Source organism: Streptomyces pyxinicus (genome assembly GCF_024753135.1).
GTDB classification, from domain to species: Bacteria; Actinomycetota; Actinomycetes; order Streptomycetales; family Streptomycetaceae; genus Streptomyces; species Streptomyces pyxinicus.
Genome location: NZ_JANUGP010000049.1, coordinates 1 through 17,914, shown reverse-complemented (window position 1 = coordinate 17,914; position 17,914 = coordinate 1). Strand labels below are relative to the sequence as shown.

Below are 17,914 nucleotides of genomic sequence, written 5' to 3'. Positions count from 1 at the left end.
GCCCCGACACCGGATCGGAGCTCCGTGAGCTGTTCGCGAATGTGCGCCGAGCACGGGACGGGAGAGGCGTGACGCGTATTCTGGGGTGGTGTTTGAATTACAGCATGTGACTGTTTTCCTGACCGTGGTGACCGTGCTGATCGCCGTACCCGGGCCGAGCGTCCTGTTCGTGGTGAGCCGAGGTGTGGCGCTGGGCCGGCGGGCCGCCGTGTCGACCGCGGTGGGGAACGAGGCGGGACTCCTCGTCCAGGTGGTGCTGGTCGCGTTCGGGCTGGGGGAGGTGCTCGCCCGGTCCCTGCTGGTGTTCTCGATCCTCAAGTTCGCCGGCGCCCTCTACCTCGTCTACCTCGGTGTGCAGGCCTGGCGGCACCGCAAGCGGCTGATGGTGGAGGAGAAGACCCCCGCGTCGGCCGGGCGCCCGGCCCGCGTCTTCCGGGAGGGCTTCATCGTCGGGGTGAGCAATCCCAAGGGAGTGCTGATCTTCGGCGCGGTGCTGCCACAGTTCGTCAAGCCGTCGGCGGGGAACGCGCAGGTGCAGATATTGCTCCTGGGCCTGATCTGCGTCCTGATCGCACTCGTGTCCGACGCGACCTGGGGGCTCCTCGCCGGGTCGGCCCGCAACTGGCTCGCCCGGTCCCCGCGCCGGCTCTCGGTGATCGGCGGTGCCTCGGGCATCGTGATGGTCGGCCTGGGGATCCGGCTGGCGTTCAGCGGCCGGGAGTGAGCCGCACGGCAGGGCCCCGGCCGACGGCGTCCCGCCGCGTCATCCCGCCCAGTCGGCCCGGGTGACGCCCAGCTCGTAGGCCACGGCGACCGCGCTGGCCCGGTTGCGCAGGCCGAGTTTGACCAGCAGGTTCTGTACGTGCGTCTTGACCGTGCTCTCGCTGACCACCAGCTCCTCGGCGATCTCCGCGTTCCTCATGCCCCGCGCCAGCAGCTTGAGGACCTGCCGTTCACGCAGTGTGAGAAGGTCGAGTGCCGTGTGGTGCGCGGGTTGCCTGCGGGCCGGTGACCGGTCGGGCTCCCCCTGGTCGGACACGCCGATCCGGTACCCGCCGGAGACGAGGCGGATGGCGGCCACCAGGAACTCCGGCTCCTCCCAGGCCAGCACCACACCGCCGGCACCCAGCTTGTCCGCCTCCGCGTGGATGACGCCGTTCGCCTCGTTGGTCACCAGCAGCATGCGCGAGACGGCGGCACCGGAGTAGTGGCCGGCGCGGTGGACCAGGTCCAGGACGTCGATGGACCGGCAGGCGGTGTTGACGAGGAGCACGTCCAGCGAGGAGTCGAGGGTGGCTTCCAGGGCGGCCGGACCGTCCCGGGCGCTGCCGACGAGGGTGAGGTCCGGATACTCCCGGAGCACATGGGAGAGCCCGGCCCGCACCAGACTCGAATCGTCGATGAGGAAGATGCGTAAGGGTTCCGGCCGTGCTTTTCCGGCCACCGTGTCCGGCGCCGGATTCCGGTCGGAGCGAGAGTCGGCCACGATCCCCCTCCCCTGCGCCGCGATGCGCGACAATGGAAAGAATCGAACGGCATCTCATTTTGTCCCGCGGCCATGGCCGGGAGCGCGCTTTTTTCTGCCATATTTGCTTGCCAAGTGCATAGGGCGGGACCTGGTCACTTCGGCCTAGTCTGTTCGAGCGTCCGGCCCGCCACGGTCAACCCGAACTACCGAAGACGCCGCCCGCGGGACACGCCTAGGGTCACGACGCATGACACAGAGCGTGGTGGTCCTGGGCGGCGGCACGGCCGGGTGGATGACCGCTTCCTATCTGCGGGCGGCCTTCGCGGACAGCGTCGACGTCACCGTCGTGGAGTCCCGGCGGATCGGCACCATCGGGGTGGGAGAGGCCACCTTCAGCACGGTGCGTCACTTCTTCGACTATCTCGGCCTCAGCGAGGCCGACTGGATGCCGGAGTGCAACGGCACCTACAAACTGGCGGTGCGCCTGGAGGACTGGCGGGCGCCCGGCACGTATTTCTACCACCCGTTCGAACGGATGCGCGTCGTGGACGGCGTGCCGCTCACCGACTGGTGGCAGAAGGTCGGCGGCACCGGCCGCTTCGACCGCGACTGCTTCCTCATCCCCTGGCTCTGCGACGCGAAGGCGTCCCCCAGGTACCTGGACCACCGGCTTTTCGAGCAGGATTTCGAGGACGACCCCGACCGCCCGCTCTACCGGACCACGCTCGCCGAACAGAACACCCAGTTCCCCTACGCCTACCACTTCGACGCCTCCCTCCTCGCCGACTTCCTGTGCCGTCACGCGGTCGAACGCGGCGTCCGCCGGATCGTCGACGACGTGGTCGACGCGCCCCTCGACGAGCGGGGCTGGATCGACCGCCTGGTCACCCGCGAGCACGGCGACCTGACCGCGGACCTCTACGTCGACTGCTCCGGCTTCCGCAGCCGGCTGCTCGGCGACGCGCTCGCCGAGCCGTTCCGCTCCTTCCAGGACGCCCTGCCCAACGACCGCGCGGTGGCGCTCCGGGTCCCCGTCGACACCGCCGTGCGGGGCATCAGGCCGTGCACCACGGCCACCGCCCAGGACGCCGGATGGATCTGGACGATCCCGCTCTACGACCGGATCGGCACCGGATACGTCTACGCCTCCGACTACTGCGGCCCCGAGGAGGCCGAGCGCGCCCTGCGTGACTTCGTCGGACCCGACGCCGCGGACCTGGAGGCCAATCACATCCGGATGCGCATCGGCCGTTCCGAGCGGGCCTGGGTCAACAACTGCGTGGGCATCGGACTCTCCGCCGGCTTCGTCGAGCCCTTGCAGTCGACCGGCATCTTCCTCATCCAGCACGCGATCGAACAGCTCGTCAGGTACTTCCCCGGCACGGGCCGGGACCCGGTGCTGCGCGGCACCTACAACCTCAGCACGGCCCGGGCCATCGAGGGCGTCCGGGAGTTCCTGATCCTGCACTACCGGGGGGCCGCCCGTACCGACAACGACTACTGGCGCGACGCGAAGCGGCGCGCGGTGCCCGACGACATGGCGGCACGCCTGGAACAGTGGGGAAGCAAGCTGCCCGACAACGACACCACCTACCCCTACTACCACGCCTTCGAGCCCTACAGCTATGTCTGCATGGCCCTCGGCCTCGGCGGCATCCCGCTGCGCCATCCGCCCGCCCTGGACCTGTTCGACGCCCGGCCGGCCCGCGTCGAGCTGGCCCGGGTCCGGGAACAGGCGCGGAAACTGGTCGACACCCTGCCCAGCCAGGCGGAGTACCTGTCGGGGCTGCACCGGTGATGCCCGAGCCGGCGCCGGCGCCGCCCCGGGTGCGGGGAGCCGTCCCGTGACGGGGCCGGACGCGGCTGCCGTGGCCGTCCAGGACACCAGGGCGGCCGCGGGCGACTTCAGGACGCTGATGTCCCTGTTCCCGACCGGCGTCGCGGTGGTCGCCGCGCTGGACGCCGCCGGCCGCCCCTGGGGCATGACGTGTTCGTCCCTGTGCGGCGTCTCGCTGGATCCGCCCGTACTCCTGGTGTGCGTGCGCAGCGGCAGCCCCACCCTGGACGCGCTGGAGGGCAGCGGGGCCTTCAGCGTCAACCTGCTGCACCACCGTGCCCGGAACGTGGCGGAACTCTTCGCCTCCGGTGACCCGGACCGGTTCCGGCGCACGCCCTGGCGGCTTCCGGACGCGGCGGCCGGCCCCCATCTGCCGGACGCCGCGCAGGCCGTGGGCGACTGCCGGGTCCACGAGGCGCGGCGCGTCGGGGACCACACCGTCGTCTTCGGCCGGGTGCTGCGGGTCAGCGTCGGCACCGGATCCGAACGGGCCCCGCTGCTCTACGGGTTGCGCCGGTACGCCGCGTGGCCGACGGGCGATAGCGTGGCCGGGTCCGGCCGGCCCCGGCCGGACCGAGCCGACGAGGAGTGAGATGTCGCAGCCGCCCGCCGAGCCCGACGGCGTCCTGTCACCCGTGGAGGTGCTCCGCGCGTCCGGCGTGCCCTTCACCGTCCTCGACCACGTCCCGATCGTCGGGCGGGAGGACGCCGAGACGAAGCTCGGCCTCGCCACCGGGCAGCTGCTGAAGACCATGGTCTTCCGGACGGCCGACGGCGCCTTCGTGCTGGCGGCGCTGCCCGTCACCGCACGCGTCCACTACGGCCGGCTGGCCCGGGCGGCGGGCGTGTCCCGCGCCAAGCTCCGCCAGGCCGAGCCCGGGGAACTGAGCCTGCTGGGCATGGAACCCGGCGGCGCGAGCCCCGTCTGCGGCCTGCCCGGCGTCGTGACCGTCTTCGACGCGTCGGTGACCGGCATGGGCACCGTGTACTGCGGCAGCGGCCGAGCCGACCGCACCGTACGGATCGAGGCAGCGGACCTGACCGGCCTCGTGCAGCCGAGGATCGAGGAACTCTCCTAGTAGTGCTTTGTTAGGTGTCTTGTCGGGTCGGCAGTCTGGTGCTTCTCTGCGGGTATGAGGGCGGATGAACTCGCTGCGTTTCGTGACCGGTTGGAGGAGTTCGCCGGGGAGATGTTCAAGCCTTTGGCGCGGGCGGATCAGCGGGTGAAGGGCGGCCTGTATCTGCGTGGCTTGCTCCTGGACGGGCGCCGGAAGTCGATGCAGCCGATGGCTGGTCGCCTCGGGGTGGATCACCAGCAGTTGCAGCAGTTCATGACGACGTCGACCTGGCCGGTGGAATCGGTCCGGGCACGGCTGGCCCGCCGGGCGGTGGCAGTGGTGCGACCGCAGGTCTGGGTAGTGGACGACACCGGCTTCCTCAAAGACGGTGTGTCGTCGCCCGGAGTGGCCCGGCAGTACTCCGGCACACTGGGCAAGGTCGGCAACTGCCAGATCGGGGTGAGTGTCCATGCCGCCTCGGACACTGCTTCGTGTCCGCTGTCGTGGCGGCTGTTCCTGCCCCGCTGCTGGGACGGGCCCGATGCGGCCAGCCGTCGGGCCCGATGCCGTATCCCCGACACCGAGCGTCACCGGCCCAAGTGGCAGCTCGCGCTGGAGATGCTCGACGAGCTCGCGGCTCTGCGTCTACGGCCCGCGGTGCTGGTCGCGGACGCCGGCTACGGCGCAAACGCCGAGTTCCGCCATGCTCTGGAGGAACGGGGCCTGGCCTACGCGTTGCAGGTCAAGGGTGAGTTGACCGCGCACTCCGCGTCGGCTGAGCCTTTCCGGCCGCCTTACGGCGGGCTCGGCCCAAGGCCGCTGCCCCGCTACCGCACCCGGGCGGTGAGCCTGCGCGACCACGTCCTGGCCGCCGGGGCCGGCCGGGCCGTGACGGTGACCTGGCGCAAGGGCTCCAAAGCAGCGCTGGCCTCACGTTTCGTGTTCTTACGCGTCAGGCTCGCGGGGCGGCGGCCGAAACCTGCCGCAGACGGTGTCATCGGGCTCGTCCACCTGATCGCGCAGTGGCCCGAGGGCGAGGCCGAGCCGGTGAAATACTGGATCTCGAACCTGCCCGCCGACATCCCCGCCCGCGACCTGGTTCGGCTGGCGAAGTCCCGCTGGCGCATTGAACACGACTACCGGGAACTCAAGGCGGGCCTCGGGCTCGCCCACTTCGAAGGACGCTCGTTCGTCGGCTGGCAGCGGCACGTCACCCTCGTCACCGCCGCCCATCTCTTCCTCACCGAACAGCGGACCTGCCCAAAAGCCCCTGCCAGGGCCTGAGCCTCTACCAGGCCCTGGACCTGCTTCAGCACCTGCTGGCCACCTGGACCGGCACTTGCCCCACCTGCCGACAACCCACCCCATGGCAGCCCTACGACACGACCTAACAAAGCACTACTAGGTCCTGTCGTCAAACTCCCGCCGTTCGCCCGGAGGGCGGGCTTCGCGGCGTCAGGTGCGTGCTCTGGGGGTCCCCCCGGCCGGAGGCTGGGGGGAGTGCCGGGCCCTGATCCTCGTACTGGACGTACTTGGGTCAGGGCCCGGTGCGGCGAGAGTGCGTGCATGGCGTCGCGGAGCTGGGGGCACCTCCCGGCCGGAGGCTGGGGGAGGGAGTTTGACGACAGGGCCTAGCTCCCCTGGCCCTCCCCGCCGTCGAACCGTTCCGGGGTGAACGGCTCGGCGTCGTCCGGGCACCGGCCGGACATCAGGTGCTCCGTGAGCAGCCGGGCCGTGCCGGGGGCCAGGGGCATGCCGTCGATGCCGAATCCGGTGAGCAGCCACAGCCCCGGGGCGCCGGGCGCCGGACCGACGATGGGCAGCCCGTCCGGAGACATCGGGCGCACACCCGACCAGGCGGCGCACACCGGTGTCCGGCCGAGCACCGGGGCGTGCCGGGCCGCCGCAGCGGCGATCAGCGGGACCGCGTCGGCGCCGTCCCGTACGTCGTCGAACTGGAGCGCCGGCCCGCTGCTGGAGCCGAGCACCACTTCGCCGCCGGGCAACGGCTGCAAGGAGAAGACCACTTGGGTGGCCGTGGCGGCGGGGGCGGCGATATCGGCCAGGAGCGGCGGTCCGCCGCGTTTCAGGCCGCCCGGGCCGTGCCAGGTGGACTGCATGAGCGTGTGGCGGAACACCGCGCCCGGGACCGGGGCGGTGCGCAGCAGCCAGCCACGGGCCCCGAACACCGGTACGTCGCTGCCCGCTTGCCGGGCCAGGCTCCGTGACCACGGCCCGGCCGCGAGCACCACCGAGCCGGCGGACAGCGGCCCGGTGTCCGTGACAACACCGGTGACCCGGCCGCCGTCGGCTGTCAGGCCCCGGACCGGGCTGTGCGTGCGGATCTCGGCTCCCGCGTGGGCGGCCCGGCCGGCCATGGCCGCCGCCGCGAGCACCGGGTGGAGGGCGTGGGCGCCCGCCACGGCCACCGCACCGGCCAGGTCGGGGGCGAGCGCGGGTTCCCGCTCCCGCAGTTCACCGGGCCCGATCTCGTGGGCCGGGAACCCGGCCGCGGACAGCGCCCGGCCGTGGCCGCGGGCCCGCTCCATGCCCTCCTCGTCCCCGGCGACCAGCAGATAGCCGTGCGGCCGGAACCGGAAGGGCACCTCGCTCTCCCGGTCGGCCCGCGCGTAGCAGGAGACGGCCTCGGCGAACAGCGCGGCGCACGCGGGCAGCGGGCTCGGCAGCAGACCGCCCTGGTTGCGGCCGGTCGCGCCGCCGGCCAGAGGCCCGCGCTCCAGGAGCAGCACGCTCAGCCCCTGCCCGGCCAGCCGTTCGGCGGCCACACAGCCCGCTATGCCGCCACCGACGACGATCACGTCATGCGCCATGGCATCCGCTTCCTTCCAGTGGGTGCTCGAACGGGCGGGGCGGCGAGGGGTCGCGGGCGGGACCGGTGGGCGGGTCCGTGCCGGGTGGTCCGGGGCCGGAACACCCTACGGAGTCGCGGGCGAGACGGCCGAGGAGCCGGGAGACGGTGTGCTCGATCTCCTCCACCGGCTCCGCCCGCAGCGCGGCCGGTCTCTCGGCCCGGCTGGAGGCTCCCGCCGGATACAGGCCGTTGGCCGCCAGATCCTCCCGTACCGCCCGTACGCGGCGCAGCAGTTGGACGGCGGCCTCCGCGGGCGGGCAGGGCGCGTGCACGGTGAGGAAGTACAGGTCGAACAGCACCGCCCGCACGTCGCGCGGCAGGGCCCGGCCGTCGCCCGCCGCCGCTTGCAGCAGCGAGGGCGCGCCGGGCACCAGCTTCTCGGCGATGCCCTCGTGCACGGTCTCGTTGAGGGCGCACTCGCCGAGCAGGGCGTCGGCGCGGCCGGCCCAGGCGGCGGGGAGCCTGCCCCGCAGCAGGGGGCGTACGGGGGTGTAGTCGCGGGCCCACGCGCCGCTGAACGCGGGATGGTGCAGCGCCATGCTCGGCCGGATGACCCGGTGGTAGACGTCCCGGGTGCAGGAGGCCGTGTACAGCAGCATGGCCGAGTAGCCGCGGACCAGTCGGGCCGCGGCGGCCACCTCGTCCGCTGATGCGGGTGCCGGTGCGGTGGGCTCGGCGGCTTCGGCGGCCCGCCGTGCCAGCTCCTGCCAGAGCAGGAAGGTGACCTGGTGGCCGGTGATCCACCGGAACCAGAACAGCCGTTCCGCGCAGTCGGCGCCACCTGGCGCTCCCGGACCGGCGGCGGGCCCCGTCTCCGGGCCCGGGCCGGTGCCGAGGAGGTCGGCGTACCGCCGGGCCAGGGGGCCGTCGACGCGGTACGGCACCGGGGCGGGCGGCAGCAGCAGGGGTTCCAGCCCGTAGGGCCGGCCGCCGTACCCGGTGCCGTCGGCCTCCAGTTGTCCGGTGGGCGAGGTGCCGTCCAGCGCGCTCACCGCCCCTCGGCCTCCGCCGGTATGTGGGTGAACTCGTACTCCAGCCCGTTGACGTCCAAGGCGTAGAAGCTGCTCACGCCGTCGGCGTCCACGACAACGTCGGTCGGGGGTTCGGGGCGGGCGAAGACGTACCGGCCGGAGGCGAACAGCCGCTGCCAGCGCTCCCGCCAGCTCCGCAGTTCCCCGGCGGTCGCGGCGGTCATGCACACGTGCTGGAACTGGAGGGTGTCCGGGTGCGGGCCGGCGTAGGCGGCGGAGCGGGTGAACAGGTGGAAGCGGGTGCCGGCGGCCACCACTTCGGTCAGCCGGGTGATGCCGGGCAGCCGTTGCCGGGTCAGCTCGGAGAAGGTGTCGAGGCTCCAGGCCGCGGTGCCGCCGAAGAAGTCGGTGTACCACGCGACGCAGTTGTCGAGGTCGGCCGTCTCGACCGCCAGGTGGTGCAGTGCGGCCCGCGGGGCGGGCCCGGGCGGTGCGCTTTCGTCCATGGGGAGAGGCACGGGTGCGGGGTTCCTTTCCGGTGGTTCAGCGGGCGACGGCGTACGCCTGTCCGCCGCGCGGTGACGCGGCGGCGCGCAGCAGGCCGTCGGCCGGTTCGGCACCCACCGCGCACACCTTGCCCAACGACCAGTCCGGGACGGGCACCAGGGCGTGGCCGCGGCGGGTGAGGCCGGCCGCGGTCTCCTCGGAGTGCCGGGCCTCGATCCGTACGGCGAGCGGACGGTGGGTGCGGGGCGTGAACGACGACGGGACGTGCTCGGAGTGGAAGGCGAGGGTCTCGGTGGCGCGTTGCAGGTCGAGGCCGAAGACGGTGTGGGCCAGGAAGAAGCCCAGCGTCCACTGGTCCTGCTGGTCCCCGCCCGGTGTGCCGAACGCCAGCCGGGCCCGGCCGTCCGCCACGACGAGGGTGGGGCTCAGCGTCGTGCGGGGCCGCTTGCCCGGTGCCAGGGAGTTGGGGTGGCCCTCCGCCAGCCAGGCCATCTGGCCCCGGGTGCCCAGCGGGAAACCGAGCCCCGGGACCACCGGGGAACTCTTCAGCCAGCCGCCGCTGGGGGTGGCGGCCACCATGTTGCCGTGCCGGTCGGTGACGGTCAGACAGCAGGTGTCGCCGCGGGCCTCGGTGGCGGCCAGCACCGGGGCGGCCACCGTGGGCAGACCGTCGTACAGCTGCCCCCGCCAGTACGGTCCTTCGGTGGGCGGTGCCGCCTCGTCCAGCGGCGGGATCCAGGGCGTGCGGCCCGCCGGCGCGCCGGGGCGCAGGGTGTCGCTCGCGCGCTCGCCGACCAGCCGCCGCCGTTCGGCGGTGTAGTCGTCGGCCAGCAGCGCGGACAGCGGTACGCCGGTGAAGTCGGGGTCGCCGTACCAGGCCTCCCGGTCCGCGTAGGCCAGCTTGGCGCACTCGACGACGGTATGCAGGTGATCGGCGCTGTCCAGGCCCATGGCCGCGAGGTCGAAGCCCTCCAGCAGGGCGAGCTGCTGGAGGAAGACGGGGCCCTGCGACCAGGGGCCGGGCTTGTGCACCTCCGTGCCCCGGTAGGCGCGGCTGACCGTGTCCTCCGCGGGCGGCTGCCAGCGGGCCAGGTCGTCACCGGTGAGCAGGCCCGGGTGCCGCCGTCCGGTGGCGTCCAGCGCGGCGGTGCGCAGGTGCGCGTCGACGGCCTCGGCGACGAAGCCGCCGTAGAACGCCTCGTGCGCGGCGCGTATCTGGCGCTCACGGCCGGGGCCGGCGGCCTCGGCCTCCTTGAGGATCCGCTGGTAGGTCGCGGCCAGGGCGGGGTTGCGCAGCCGGGACCCGGTGCGGGGCGGCGCGCCCCGCACCAGGTAGGTGCGGCCGGACTCCGTCCACTCCTCGCGGAACAGGTCCGCGAGGACGGCGATGGCCTCGGCGGCCTTCGGCAGGACCGGGTAGCCGTCGGCCGCGTAGCCGATCGCGTACTCCAGGACCTGGGCGAGCCGCAGGGTGCCGTACTCCTCCAGGAGTCTCAGCCAGGCCCCGAACGCGCCGGGGACCGTGGCCGGGAGCAGCCCGGAGCCGGGGATGCGGGACAGTCCCAGCGAGTGGAACGCCGCCGGTGTCGCCGCTCGGGGCATCGGCCCCTGTCCGCAGATCACCCGGGCGCGGCCCGCCGCGGCGTCGAAGAGGAGGACCGGCACGTCGCCGCCGGGCCCGTTCAGGTGGGGTTCGACCACCTGGAGGACGAAGCCGGCCGCCGCCGCGGCGTCGAAGGCGTTGCCGCCGGCCTCCAGGGCCGCCATGCCCGCCGCCGAGGCCAGCCAGTGCGTCGAGGACACCGCGCCGAAGGTGCCCCGCAGTTCGGGGCGCGTCGTCACCGCCGTGCCTCAGGCCGAGGCGGCGGGCGAGGGGAGATCGGTCAGGCTCGCGGCGATCTGCGCGTCCGTGACCGTCGGGTTCTCCAGGGTGCCCGCCAGGAAGGAGTCGAAGGCCGCGAGGTCGAAGATGCCGTGCCCGGAGATGTTGAACAGCACGACCCGCTCCTGCCCGGCCTCCCGGGCGGCGAGCGCCTCGACGAGCGCCGCCTTCAGGCCGTGCGCGGACTCGGGGGCGATGACGAAGCCCTCGCTCCGGGCGAAGCGCACCGCCGCGTCGAAGACCTCGGTCTGCGGGAACGCCCGCGCCTCCACCAGACCGTGTTCCTTCAGCAGGCACAGGCTGGGCGCGTCGCCGTGGTAGCGCAGGCCGCCGGCGTGGATGGCGCCGGGGATGAAGTCGTGCCCCAGGGTGTGCATGTACAGCGGCGGGGTCAGGCCGGTCGTGTCCGGGTAGTCGTAGGCCAGCCGGCCCCGGGTGAGGGTCGGGCAGGCCTCGGGTTCGGCGGCGACGAACCGGGTCCGGGGGTGTTCGCCGCTGAGCCTGTCCCGCAGGAACGGGTAGGCGAGGCCCGCGTAGTTGGAGCCGCCGCCGACGCAGCCGATCACCACGTCGGGGTACTCCCCCATGATCTCCATCTGCTTCCTCGCCTCCAGACCGATCACGCTCTGGTGCAGCAGCACGTTGTTCATGATGGAGCCCAGCGCGAACTTGGTGTCGTCCCGGCTCAGCGCGTCCGCGACGGCCTCGCTGATGGCGATGCCGATGCTGCCGGGCGAGTCCGGGTCCTTGGCCAGGACCTGGCGTCCGGCCTCGGTCCGTTCCGAGGGCGAGGCGTACACCTGGGCCCCCCAACTCCGCATCAGCGACTTGCGGTACGGCTTCTGCTCGAAGGACGCGCGCACCATGTAGACGTTCACCTCCAGCCCGAACAGCGCTCCGGCGAACGACAGGGCCGAGCCCCACTGGCCCGCCCCGGTCTCCGTCGTCAGCCGGCGGACGCCCTCCTCGGCGGCGTAATAGGCCTGGACGACCGCGGTGTTGGGCTTGTGGGAGCCCGAGGGCGACACGCCCTCGAACTTGAAGTAGATGTGCGCCGGGGTGTCGAGCGCGCGCTCCAGGCGTTCGGCCCGCACCAGCGGGGAGGGCCGCCAGATCTTGTAGACGTCCCGTACCCGCTCCGGTATCTCCACCCAGCGGTCCCGCGTGAACTCGTGCTCGATGACCTTCCGCGGGAGCAGGCCGTCCAGGTCCTCGGGACGCAGCGGCGCCATCGTCACCGGGTTGAGCGGGCCGGGCAGGGGCGCGGGCAGGTCGGGAAGGATGTTGTACCAGCGGTCGGGCAGATCGGCCTCGGACAGCAGGACGCGCTTCAGCACCGGTGATTCCTCTCGGGAGCCAGGACGTTCCTGTTTCGACATCGTAGGAGCGGGAATGTGCGGCAGCTTCGCCCTTTCTGCCTGACTGCGCGGGGCCCCGGATCGGCAGTTCTGACTAGTCCGAAATACGCGCGACTGTCCGCCGGCCGTCTGCGCACAGTGGGAGTCCGACGGTTTCCCCGGCGTGGACTGGAGGACGCCCGTGCCCCGCGACCACCCGGACCATGCCGGTGACCTGCGAGTCCTGGAGCAGCGCCGCTTCGACACCCTCGTGCGGCGGGACTTCGGGGGCTTCACCGCGCTCGTCCGCCCGGAACTCACGTACACGCATTCCAGCGGAACTGAGGACACCCTCGAATCGTTCGTCGGGAAATGCGAGAGCGGCCATTACGTCTATCACCGGATCGATCACCACATCGAGACCGTGACGGTGGTCGGTGACACCGCCGTGGTGATCGGTGACACGCGGGCCGACATGACCGCGGGCGGAACACGCATACGCCTGGCCAACCGCTCGATCGGGGTGTGGGTCCGGGCGGACGGCGCGTGGCGGCTCCTGGCCCACCAGGCGACCGCGAAGCGGCAGGGGGCCGGCGAGGAGGGGCCCGGACGGCTCTGACCGGGGGGGAGAGCACCGGCGTGGGCGGCCTTGAGGCGGCTCGCACCGGCTTAGACGTCGTTGAAGTAGGAGCGGGCGTGGAGGATGAACGTGCGTCGTGCTTCGGCGAATTGGCTGACAACCCAGGTGAAGGGCTGCTGTTCATGCTCCGTCACGTAGACCAGCTCGTCCTCGTCGAAGCCCGTGCTGCGTCCTGGAAGCTGAAGCAAGTCTCCGAGATCGGCCAGCCTGGCCGCTGAGTTGATGAGTTGGTCGGGGCCTTCCAACTCCAGCCGTGCCACCGCTTTGACCAGACGCTCATATGCCTCGAAGGCATGATCGAGCGCCTCTTCGTGTCGTTGTCCGGCGCTTTCCCTCTGTTCTCTGGCTCGCTCCGCGCGCCTGGCGTCGTCGCCGCCTTCGTCTTCGTAGATCGTGGTCAGCCACCAGGCCGCGCTGCCGCTGAGGTCACAGGCGCGCTGCAATTCGTCTGCGGCCGCCAGTACCTCGACGCTCGCCGCGTGCTGGGTTGTTTGCCGCGTGTGGTGCAACTGTGCCCGTCCCGTGGCTTCGGCCGACAGTCGGGCTGCGCGAGCCTGCAGATAGACCGCGGGTATACCGACCACGGCGACGGTGGCGGTGACGAGGGAAGTGACGGTCTCTACGAACATGCGTGTGATCGTATCCACGCCCCGTGGAAGAGCGGGCGCGGTGGCCGTGGAGCGCTGTGCGCGTTCCAGCGTATCGGATCGCGCGGCCTACCACAGCGGGCTGATGGCGGCCGACGGGTCTGGGGGCGGGACGGAGATCGCGAGCGGGGACGGCGGCGCTGCCGGCGAGCGCGTTCCCCTCTCGGCGATCGTGCGGGACAGGTGACGGCCGGCATGTCCGGCGTGCTGTTCACCGCCGACCCGGTGACCGGGGACCGCGAGAGCTGTCCGCTGGACGTGCTTCCCGGCGCGGGAAACGCGCTGGTGGGCGGTGAGACCGAGCCGCTCTCCGTCCGGCTCTCGGGTGACGGCGTGCGGACGGTCAGCCGGCCCGGCTGGTGTGACGCCGTGCTGGAGACCCGCGTACTGAGGCCGCTCGCGGAGATCCGGGGCCTGGGCAAGGCCGTCACCGACCACCGGGGGGGCGCCGCGGGACATCGAACTGTGCGTCACCGCCGACAACGCGGTGATCCCGGTGCAGGCGCGGCCGATCACCTCGCTGCCCGCACCGGCGCACCGGGACTTCGCCCTCCGCTTCGTCCCGGTGACGGCGGCCGGCCGGGCCGAACTGGGCGGCCTGACCGGCCTGGAAAAGGTACGACTGCGGCTGATCGCGGAGGACAGCGACCTGGCGGTGGGGCGGGCCCGGGTCGTCCGGTTCGCATCCGCGGACGGGTGGCGGGCCTGCAAGCGATTCGGACAGGGTCCGAGTGTGCCTGGCCGCATAGGTGATCCAGCCCGAACGGCCCTCCTGCCGGGCTGCCGGGGCGGCTCAGCCCGTGGTGTCTCGTTCCGGCGGCAGGGTCAGGGCGGGTTCGAGGACGACGCGGGTGGCGGGCTCGGGCCCGTCCCGCTCCCCCGTCACCGAATGGCGTGCGCCACGCTGCTGACGCCAGTGAGCCTGTGCGACCACCACGGCGACGTACGGGATGCCCACCGCGCCGGCCAGGGCGCCGAACGCGACCACGGGCCAGCGGTTCCAAGTGGCGGCCAGCAAGGCCACACAGGCGGTGCGCACCAGCATGGCCGTCAGATAGCGGCGCTGCCGGCCGCGCAGGTCCCGGGTGAGACCGGGGCGCGCGCCGGTGATGGACTCGGGACGGACGGCGTCCCGGCGCCAGGGTGTGGTGGTCATCGGGCCTCCGTACGCGGTCCGGAGCGAGCGCCGGACGACCGGTTGGGGAGCGGAACCTTGTATGCCGGCCGGGCGGGCCGGGACCCTGTGGCAGCGGTCCGGCGGGCCGGCCGTGGTGGTCGGTACGACCGCGGCGCGGGTGACCGTCCCCTGATCACCCGCGCCGCTCTCACCGGACCGGCGCTCCGCTGTGTGGCCGCCGGGTCAGAGCAGTTCCGAGTCCGGTTCAGGTCCCCGCGCGGGGTGGCGGACGCCGACCTGCAGGTGTCCGCCCGGCGATCCGTGGCCGTCCGTGGTGCCGTGCCCGTCGAGCGGGGCGCGGCCGCCCGCCGGGTGGGAGAGGTGCACCAGGGCCTCGCGCATCTCCTGCGGGCTCGGCTTGGGTATCTGGTTGCCGTACAGCCAGCGGCTGAGCCGGTACCACAGCAGTTGCCCGCGCCGGTTGGGGTTGGGGATGCCGCCGTGTTCCGGTGTGGGCGCCGCCGACGGCGTGCAGTCCTCGCGGGCCAGCAGCGCGTATTCCCGTTCGCGGTCGAGCCGTTCGTGCACCTCCACGAACTCACCGTGCGGCAGCCGCTTGATCCGGCCGGTCTCGCGGCCGTGCAGGAGTGTGTCCCGCTCCCGCCGCTGCAGACCGAGGCAGATCCGCCGGGTGACGACGTACGCCACCGCCGGGACCAGGAAGATGCCGATCCGCACCGCCCAGGTGATCTGGTTCAGCGACAGGTGGAACAGCTCGGCCAGGACGTCGCTGGCGCCGCCGAAGAAGAGCACGAGGTACAGGGCGACGAAGGAGACACCGAACACGGTGCGCGTGGGGTGGTCGCGCGGCCGGTCGAGGAGACGGCGCTCGCCGCGGTCGCCGCTGACCCAGGCCTCCAGGAACGGCCACAGGGCGAACACGGCCATCATCAGCGTGGGCAGGACGGCGGCGGGGATCAGTACGCCGAGGTTGACGGTGTAGCCGCCGGCGGTGAACTCCCAGGCCGGCATGGCCCGCAGGGCGCCTTCGAGGAAGCCCATGTACCAGTCGGGCTGGGAACCCTGGGAGATCTGGTCGGGGCGATAGGGGCCGTAGGTCCACACGGGGTTGACCTGGGCGATGGCCGCCATCGCCGCGAGCACACCGAAGACCATGAAGAAGAAGCCGCCGGCCTTGGCCGTGTAGACCGGCATCAGGGGCTGCCGTACGACGTTGTTCTCGGTCCGGCCGGCGCCGCGGAACTCGGTGTGCTTGTGGTAGAAGACCAGGATCAGGTGGACGGTGACCAGGGCCGCCAGGATGCCCGGGATCAGCAGGATGTGGATGCTGTAGAACCGCGAGACGATGTCGTGGCCCGGGTACTCGCCGCCGAACAGGAACCTCTGCGGGTAGGTGCCGACCAGTGGGATGGCGAGGGTGACGCCCTCGGCGGTGCGCAGACCGGTGCCGGAGAGCAAGTCGTCGGGGAGCGAGTAGCCGACGAAGCCTTCCAGGACGGCCAGGATCAAGGTCACGTAGCCGATCAGCCAGTTCATCCCGCGCGGCTTGCGGAACGAGCCGGTGAGGAAGTGCCGCAGTGTGTGCGCGCAGAGCGCGGCAGACCATGGTGAGAGCCGCCCAGTGGTGCAGCTGGCGGATGAACAGGCCGCCGCGCACCTTGATGCTGAGCTTGAGGGTGGAGGCGTAGGCGTCCGACATCCGCACACCCTGGAGCGGGACGTACGAGCCGTGGTACACGGTCTCGGTCATGTCCGGCCGGAAGAACAGGGTGAGCCAGACTCCGGTGAGGAGCAGGATGACGATGCTGTAGAGCGCGATCTCGCCGAACATGAACGACCAGTGCTCGGGAAAGACCTTGCGGGTCAGCTTGTCCCATTGGTAGATGGCGAGCCGGCCGTCCATCCAGTCGGCTACGCGTTCGCCCCGCGATGCGGTGCCGCGTTCGGACCGTGGCGCTTTTCAGAAGGCGGGGCAGGGTCCCCCGATCGTGCTGCTCGGCGGTGGCTTTCGCGACCACACGGCGTTCGACACGCTCGTGCCGCACCTGGCCGGGCAGCTGCCCGTCTACGCCTACGATCGGCGCGGCCGCGGTCAGAGCGGGGACTCCCCCGCGTACGCGGTGCGGCGGGAGATCGAGGACCTGGAAGCCGTCATCGCGAAGCGGCGGTGACGCCGCGGTGTTCGGCGGATCCAGCGGTGCGATCCTGGCGCTGGAGACGGCCCTCGCCGTGCGCCGATCAGCCGGCTGGCGCTGCTGGAGCCGCCTTACCGGATCCCCGGCTTCCGTGTCCCGCCCCGGGTTCGCCGGGGGCCTCGACGCGCTGCTCGCCGACGGCCGGCGTGGTGAGGCCGTCGAGTACTTTCTGGCCGAGCACGTCGGCTTCCCGCCGCCGGACTGGGTCCGGGAGTGGAAGGACAGCCCGCTGTGGCCGTCCAACGAGGCGCTCTCGTACACCCTTCCCTACGACACCGCAGTCATGGGTGACGGCCGGATACCCGTCGCGCGGATTGCCGCCCTGCGGACGGAGACGTTGGTCGTCAACAGCGACCACACCGGGGAGTGGCTGCTGGATGCCTCGAAGGCGACGGCGGCGGCTGGAGCTGCCCGGGGTGTGGCACCGGGTGCTGCCGGAGGTTCTCGGGCCGGCGCTGGTCGACTTCGTCACGCGGTGACCGTCGTGCCGAAGCCCTGCGGGGACCGGATCGCGGACGGTCCCCGCAGGGCTTCGGCACGTTGCGGACCCGGGTCACCAGGGGACGGTGCCAGTGTCGTCCTGGGAGGTGCCAGTGGGGCCGTCGGCACCGAGCAGCGCCAGTCGTACGGCGGTGACGGCGCCCTGTTCGACCGTCCGGTGGCCGCGGTGGCCGTTCATGTCGGTCGCGGTGAAACCCGGGTTGGCCGTGTTGACCTTGATCGGCGTGTTCCGCAGTTCCCGCGCGTAGGCGACGGTCAGCGCGTTCAGGGCCGCCTTGGAGGACTGGTGGGTCACCAGGTTATAGCTGCCGAAGCCGGCGGACGGGTCCGCGTTGAGGGTCAGCGAGCCGACGGTCGAGGACACGTTGACGATTCGGCCGGCCGGAGAGCGGCGCAGCACGGGCAGCATCGCGTTGGTCACCGTCAACACACCGAAGACATTGGTGTCGTACACCTCCCGCGCCTGCTCGGCGGTAGCGGCACTGGGCGGCTCGAAGAAGGTCCCGGTGATGCCGGCGTTGTTGACGAGGATCGATGACCTCGGCCATGTCGTACGGCCGACTGCCGTCCGCCGGGACCAGGTCCAGCAGCGCCTGCGACCGCCGGGCGGGCGGATCGGCGCACGGCACGCACGGCGGGAACTCCCGGTTGCTCTGCGGGAGGAGCGAGAGGAGGTAGCGCACCTCCGCGATGCAGGTCTCCTCGTCGTCGTACGCGAAGTGGCAGACGCCGGAGGTCTCGGCGTGCACGTCGGCGCCGCCCAGGCCGTTCTGGGTGATCTCCTCGCCGGTGACCGCCTTGACCACGTCGGGGCCGGTGATGAACATCTGCGAGGTCTCGCGGACCATGAACACGAAGTCT

16 protein-coding genes and 2 pseudogenes are annotated in these 17,914 nt (G+C 72.1%); 7 read left to right on the top strand and 11 right to left on the bottom strand.

Annotation, left to right across the window (positions count from 1 at the left end; translation table 11 throughout):
- Window positions 1–124 precede the first annotated feature (124 nt).
- Complete coding sequence (locus tag NX794_RS34465) at window positions 125–724, top strand: LysE family translocator (protein ID WP_258783652.1); 600 nt, start codon at window positions 125–127, stop codon at window positions 722–724.
- 39 nt (window positions 725–763) lie between these two features.
- Here NX794_RS34465 and NX794_RS34460 read toward each other — a convergent pair whose 3' ends face one another.
- On the bottom strand, window positions 764–1,486 hold the full coding sequence (locus NX794_RS34460) for a LuxR C-terminal-related transcriptional regulator (protein ID WP_258783634.1): 723 nt from the start codon (window positions 1,484–1,486) through the stop codon (window positions 764–766).
- Window positions 1,487–1,715: 229 nt separating this feature from the next.
- On the opposite strand from NX794_RS34460, the gene NX794_RS34455 reads away from it, so the two are divergent.
- Genes NX794_RS34455 through NX794_RS34440 form a run of 4 tightly spaced genes read left to right on the top strand, consistent with a single transcriptional unit; the run spans window position 1,716 to window position 5,647 of the window.
- The gene (locus NX794_RS34455) at window positions 1,716–3,266 is read left to right on the top strand and encodes a tryptophan halogenase family protein (protein WP_309506065.1); all 1,551 of its coding nucleotides are present in this window, start codon (window positions 1,716–1,718) and stop codon (window positions 3,264–3,266) included.
- Between the two features lie 46 nt (window positions 3,267–3,312).
- A complete protein-coding gene (locus tag NX794_RS34450; RefSeq protein ID WP_309506064.1) occupies window positions 3,313–3,897 on the top strand; it encodes a flavin reductase family protein in 585 nt (194 codons plus the stop codon).
- Between the two features lies 1 nt (window position 3,898).
- Window positions 3,899–4,384, top strand: a complete 486-nt coding sequence (locus NX794_RS34445; protein WP_258783633.1) for an aminoacyl-tRNA deacylase — start codon at window positions 3,899–3,901, stop codon at window positions 4,382–4,384.
- Between the two features lie 54 nt (window positions 4,385–4,438).
- Window positions 4,439–5,647: an IS701 family transposase gene (locus NX794_RS34440; protein WP_258783632.1), complete on the top strand. Its 1,209-nt coding sequence runs from the start codon at window positions 4,439–4,441 to the stop codon at window positions 5,645–5,647.
- A gap of 347 nt (window positions 5,648–5,994) precedes the next feature.
- Here the strand turns inward: NX794_RS34440 and NX794_RS34435 are convergent, their stop codons facing one another.
- From NX794_RS34435 to NX794_RS34415, 5 genes are read right to left on the bottom strand one after another with little or no spacing between them, the layout of a single operon-like run.
- Entirely contained in the window at window positions 5,995–7,194 is a 1,200-nt protein-coding gene (locus NX794_RS34435) for an NAD(P)/FAD-dependent oxidoreductase (RefSeq protein ID WP_258783631.1), read from the bottom strand.
- Entirely contained in the window at window positions 7,184–8,227 is a 1,044-nt protein-coding gene (locus tag NX794_RS34430; RefSeq protein ID WP_258783630.1) for an L-tyrosine 3-hydroxylase, read from the bottom strand. Before NX794_RS34430 ends, NX794_RS34435 begins: the two co-directional genes overlap by 11 nt.
- Window positions 8,224–8,712, bottom strand: coding sequence for a VOC family protein (locus NX794_RS34425; protein ID WP_258783628.1), 489 nt, complete (start codon window positions 8,710–8,712; stop codon window positions 8,224–8,226). The genes NX794_RS34430 and NX794_RS34425 overlap by 4 nt, the downstream gene beginning before the upstream one ends.
- A gap of 37 nt (window positions 8,713–8,749) precedes the next feature.
- Window positions 8,750–10,555: a gamma-glutamyltransferase family protein gene (locus tag NX794_RS34420; RefSeq protein WP_258783626.1), complete on the bottom strand. Its 1,806-nt coding sequence runs from the start codon at window positions 10,553–10,555 to the stop codon at window positions 8,750–8,752.
- 9 nt (window positions 10,556–10,564) lie between these two features.
- Window positions 10,565–11,932, bottom strand: a complete 1,368-nt coding sequence (locus NX794_RS34415) for a TrpB-like pyridoxal phosphate-dependent enzyme (protein ID WP_258783625.1) — start codon at window positions 11,930–11,932, stop codon at window positions 10,565–10,567.
- Between the two features lie 202 nt (window positions 11,933–12,134).
- Between NX794_RS34415 and NX794_RS34410 the strand changes: the two genes are divergently transcribed.
- Complete coding sequence (locus NX794_RS34410; protein WP_258783624.1) at window positions 12,135–12,551, top strand: nuclear transport factor 2 family protein; 417 nt, start codon at window positions 12,135–12,137, stop codon at window positions 12,549–12,551.
- A 50-nt stretch (window positions 12,552–12,601) separates the two neighbouring features.
- Here NX794_RS34410 and NX794_RS34405 read toward each other — a convergent pair whose 3' ends face one another.
- The 3 genes and pseudogenes from NX794_RS34405 to qcrB all read right to left on the bottom strand — a co-directional run.
- Window positions 12,602–13,201: a hypothetical protein gene (locus tag NX794_RS34405; protein ID WP_258783623.1), complete on the bottom strand. Its 600-nt coding sequence runs from the start codon at window positions 13,199–13,201 to the stop codon at window positions 12,602–12,604.
- Window positions 13,202–14,012: 811 nt separating this feature from the next.
- Window positions 14,013–14,375, bottom strand: a complete 363-nt coding sequence (locus tag NX794_RS34400; RefSeq protein WP_258783622.1) for a DUF3099 domain-containing protein — start codon at window positions 14,373–14,375, stop codon at window positions 14,013–14,015.
- A gap of 354 nt (window positions 14,376–14,729) precedes the next feature.
- Window positions 14,730–16,260 (bottom strand): annotated as a pseudogene (qcrB, locus tag NX794_RS34395) (cytochrome bc1 complex cytochrome b subunit); the annotation flags it as partial.
- Between the two features lie 85 nt (window positions 16,261–16,345).
- Here qcrB and NX794_RS34390 point away from each other — a divergent pair.
- The gene (locus NX794_RS34390) at window positions 16,346–16,528 is read left to right on the top strand and encodes an alpha/beta fold hydrolase (protein ID WP_258783621.1); all 183 of its coding nucleotides are present in this window, start codon (window positions 16,346–16,348) and stop codon (window positions 16,526–16,528) included.
- A gap of 577 nt (window positions 16,529–17,105) precedes the next feature.
- On the opposite strand, the gene NX794_RS34385 is transcribed toward NX794_RS34390, so the two are convergent.
- Together NX794_RS34385 and NX794_RS34380 are read right to left on the bottom strand one after the other, a co-directional pair.
- A complete protein-coding gene (locus tag NX794_RS34385) occupies window positions 17,106–17,564 on the bottom strand; it encodes an SDR family NAD(P)-dependent oxidoreductase (RefSeq protein ID WP_258783649.1) in 459 nt (152 codons plus the stop codon).
- Window positions 17,565–17,583: 19 nt separating this feature from the next.
- A pseudogene (locus NX794_RS34380) lies at window positions 17,584–17,914 on the bottom strand (carboxyl transferase domain-containing protein); the annotation flags it as partial.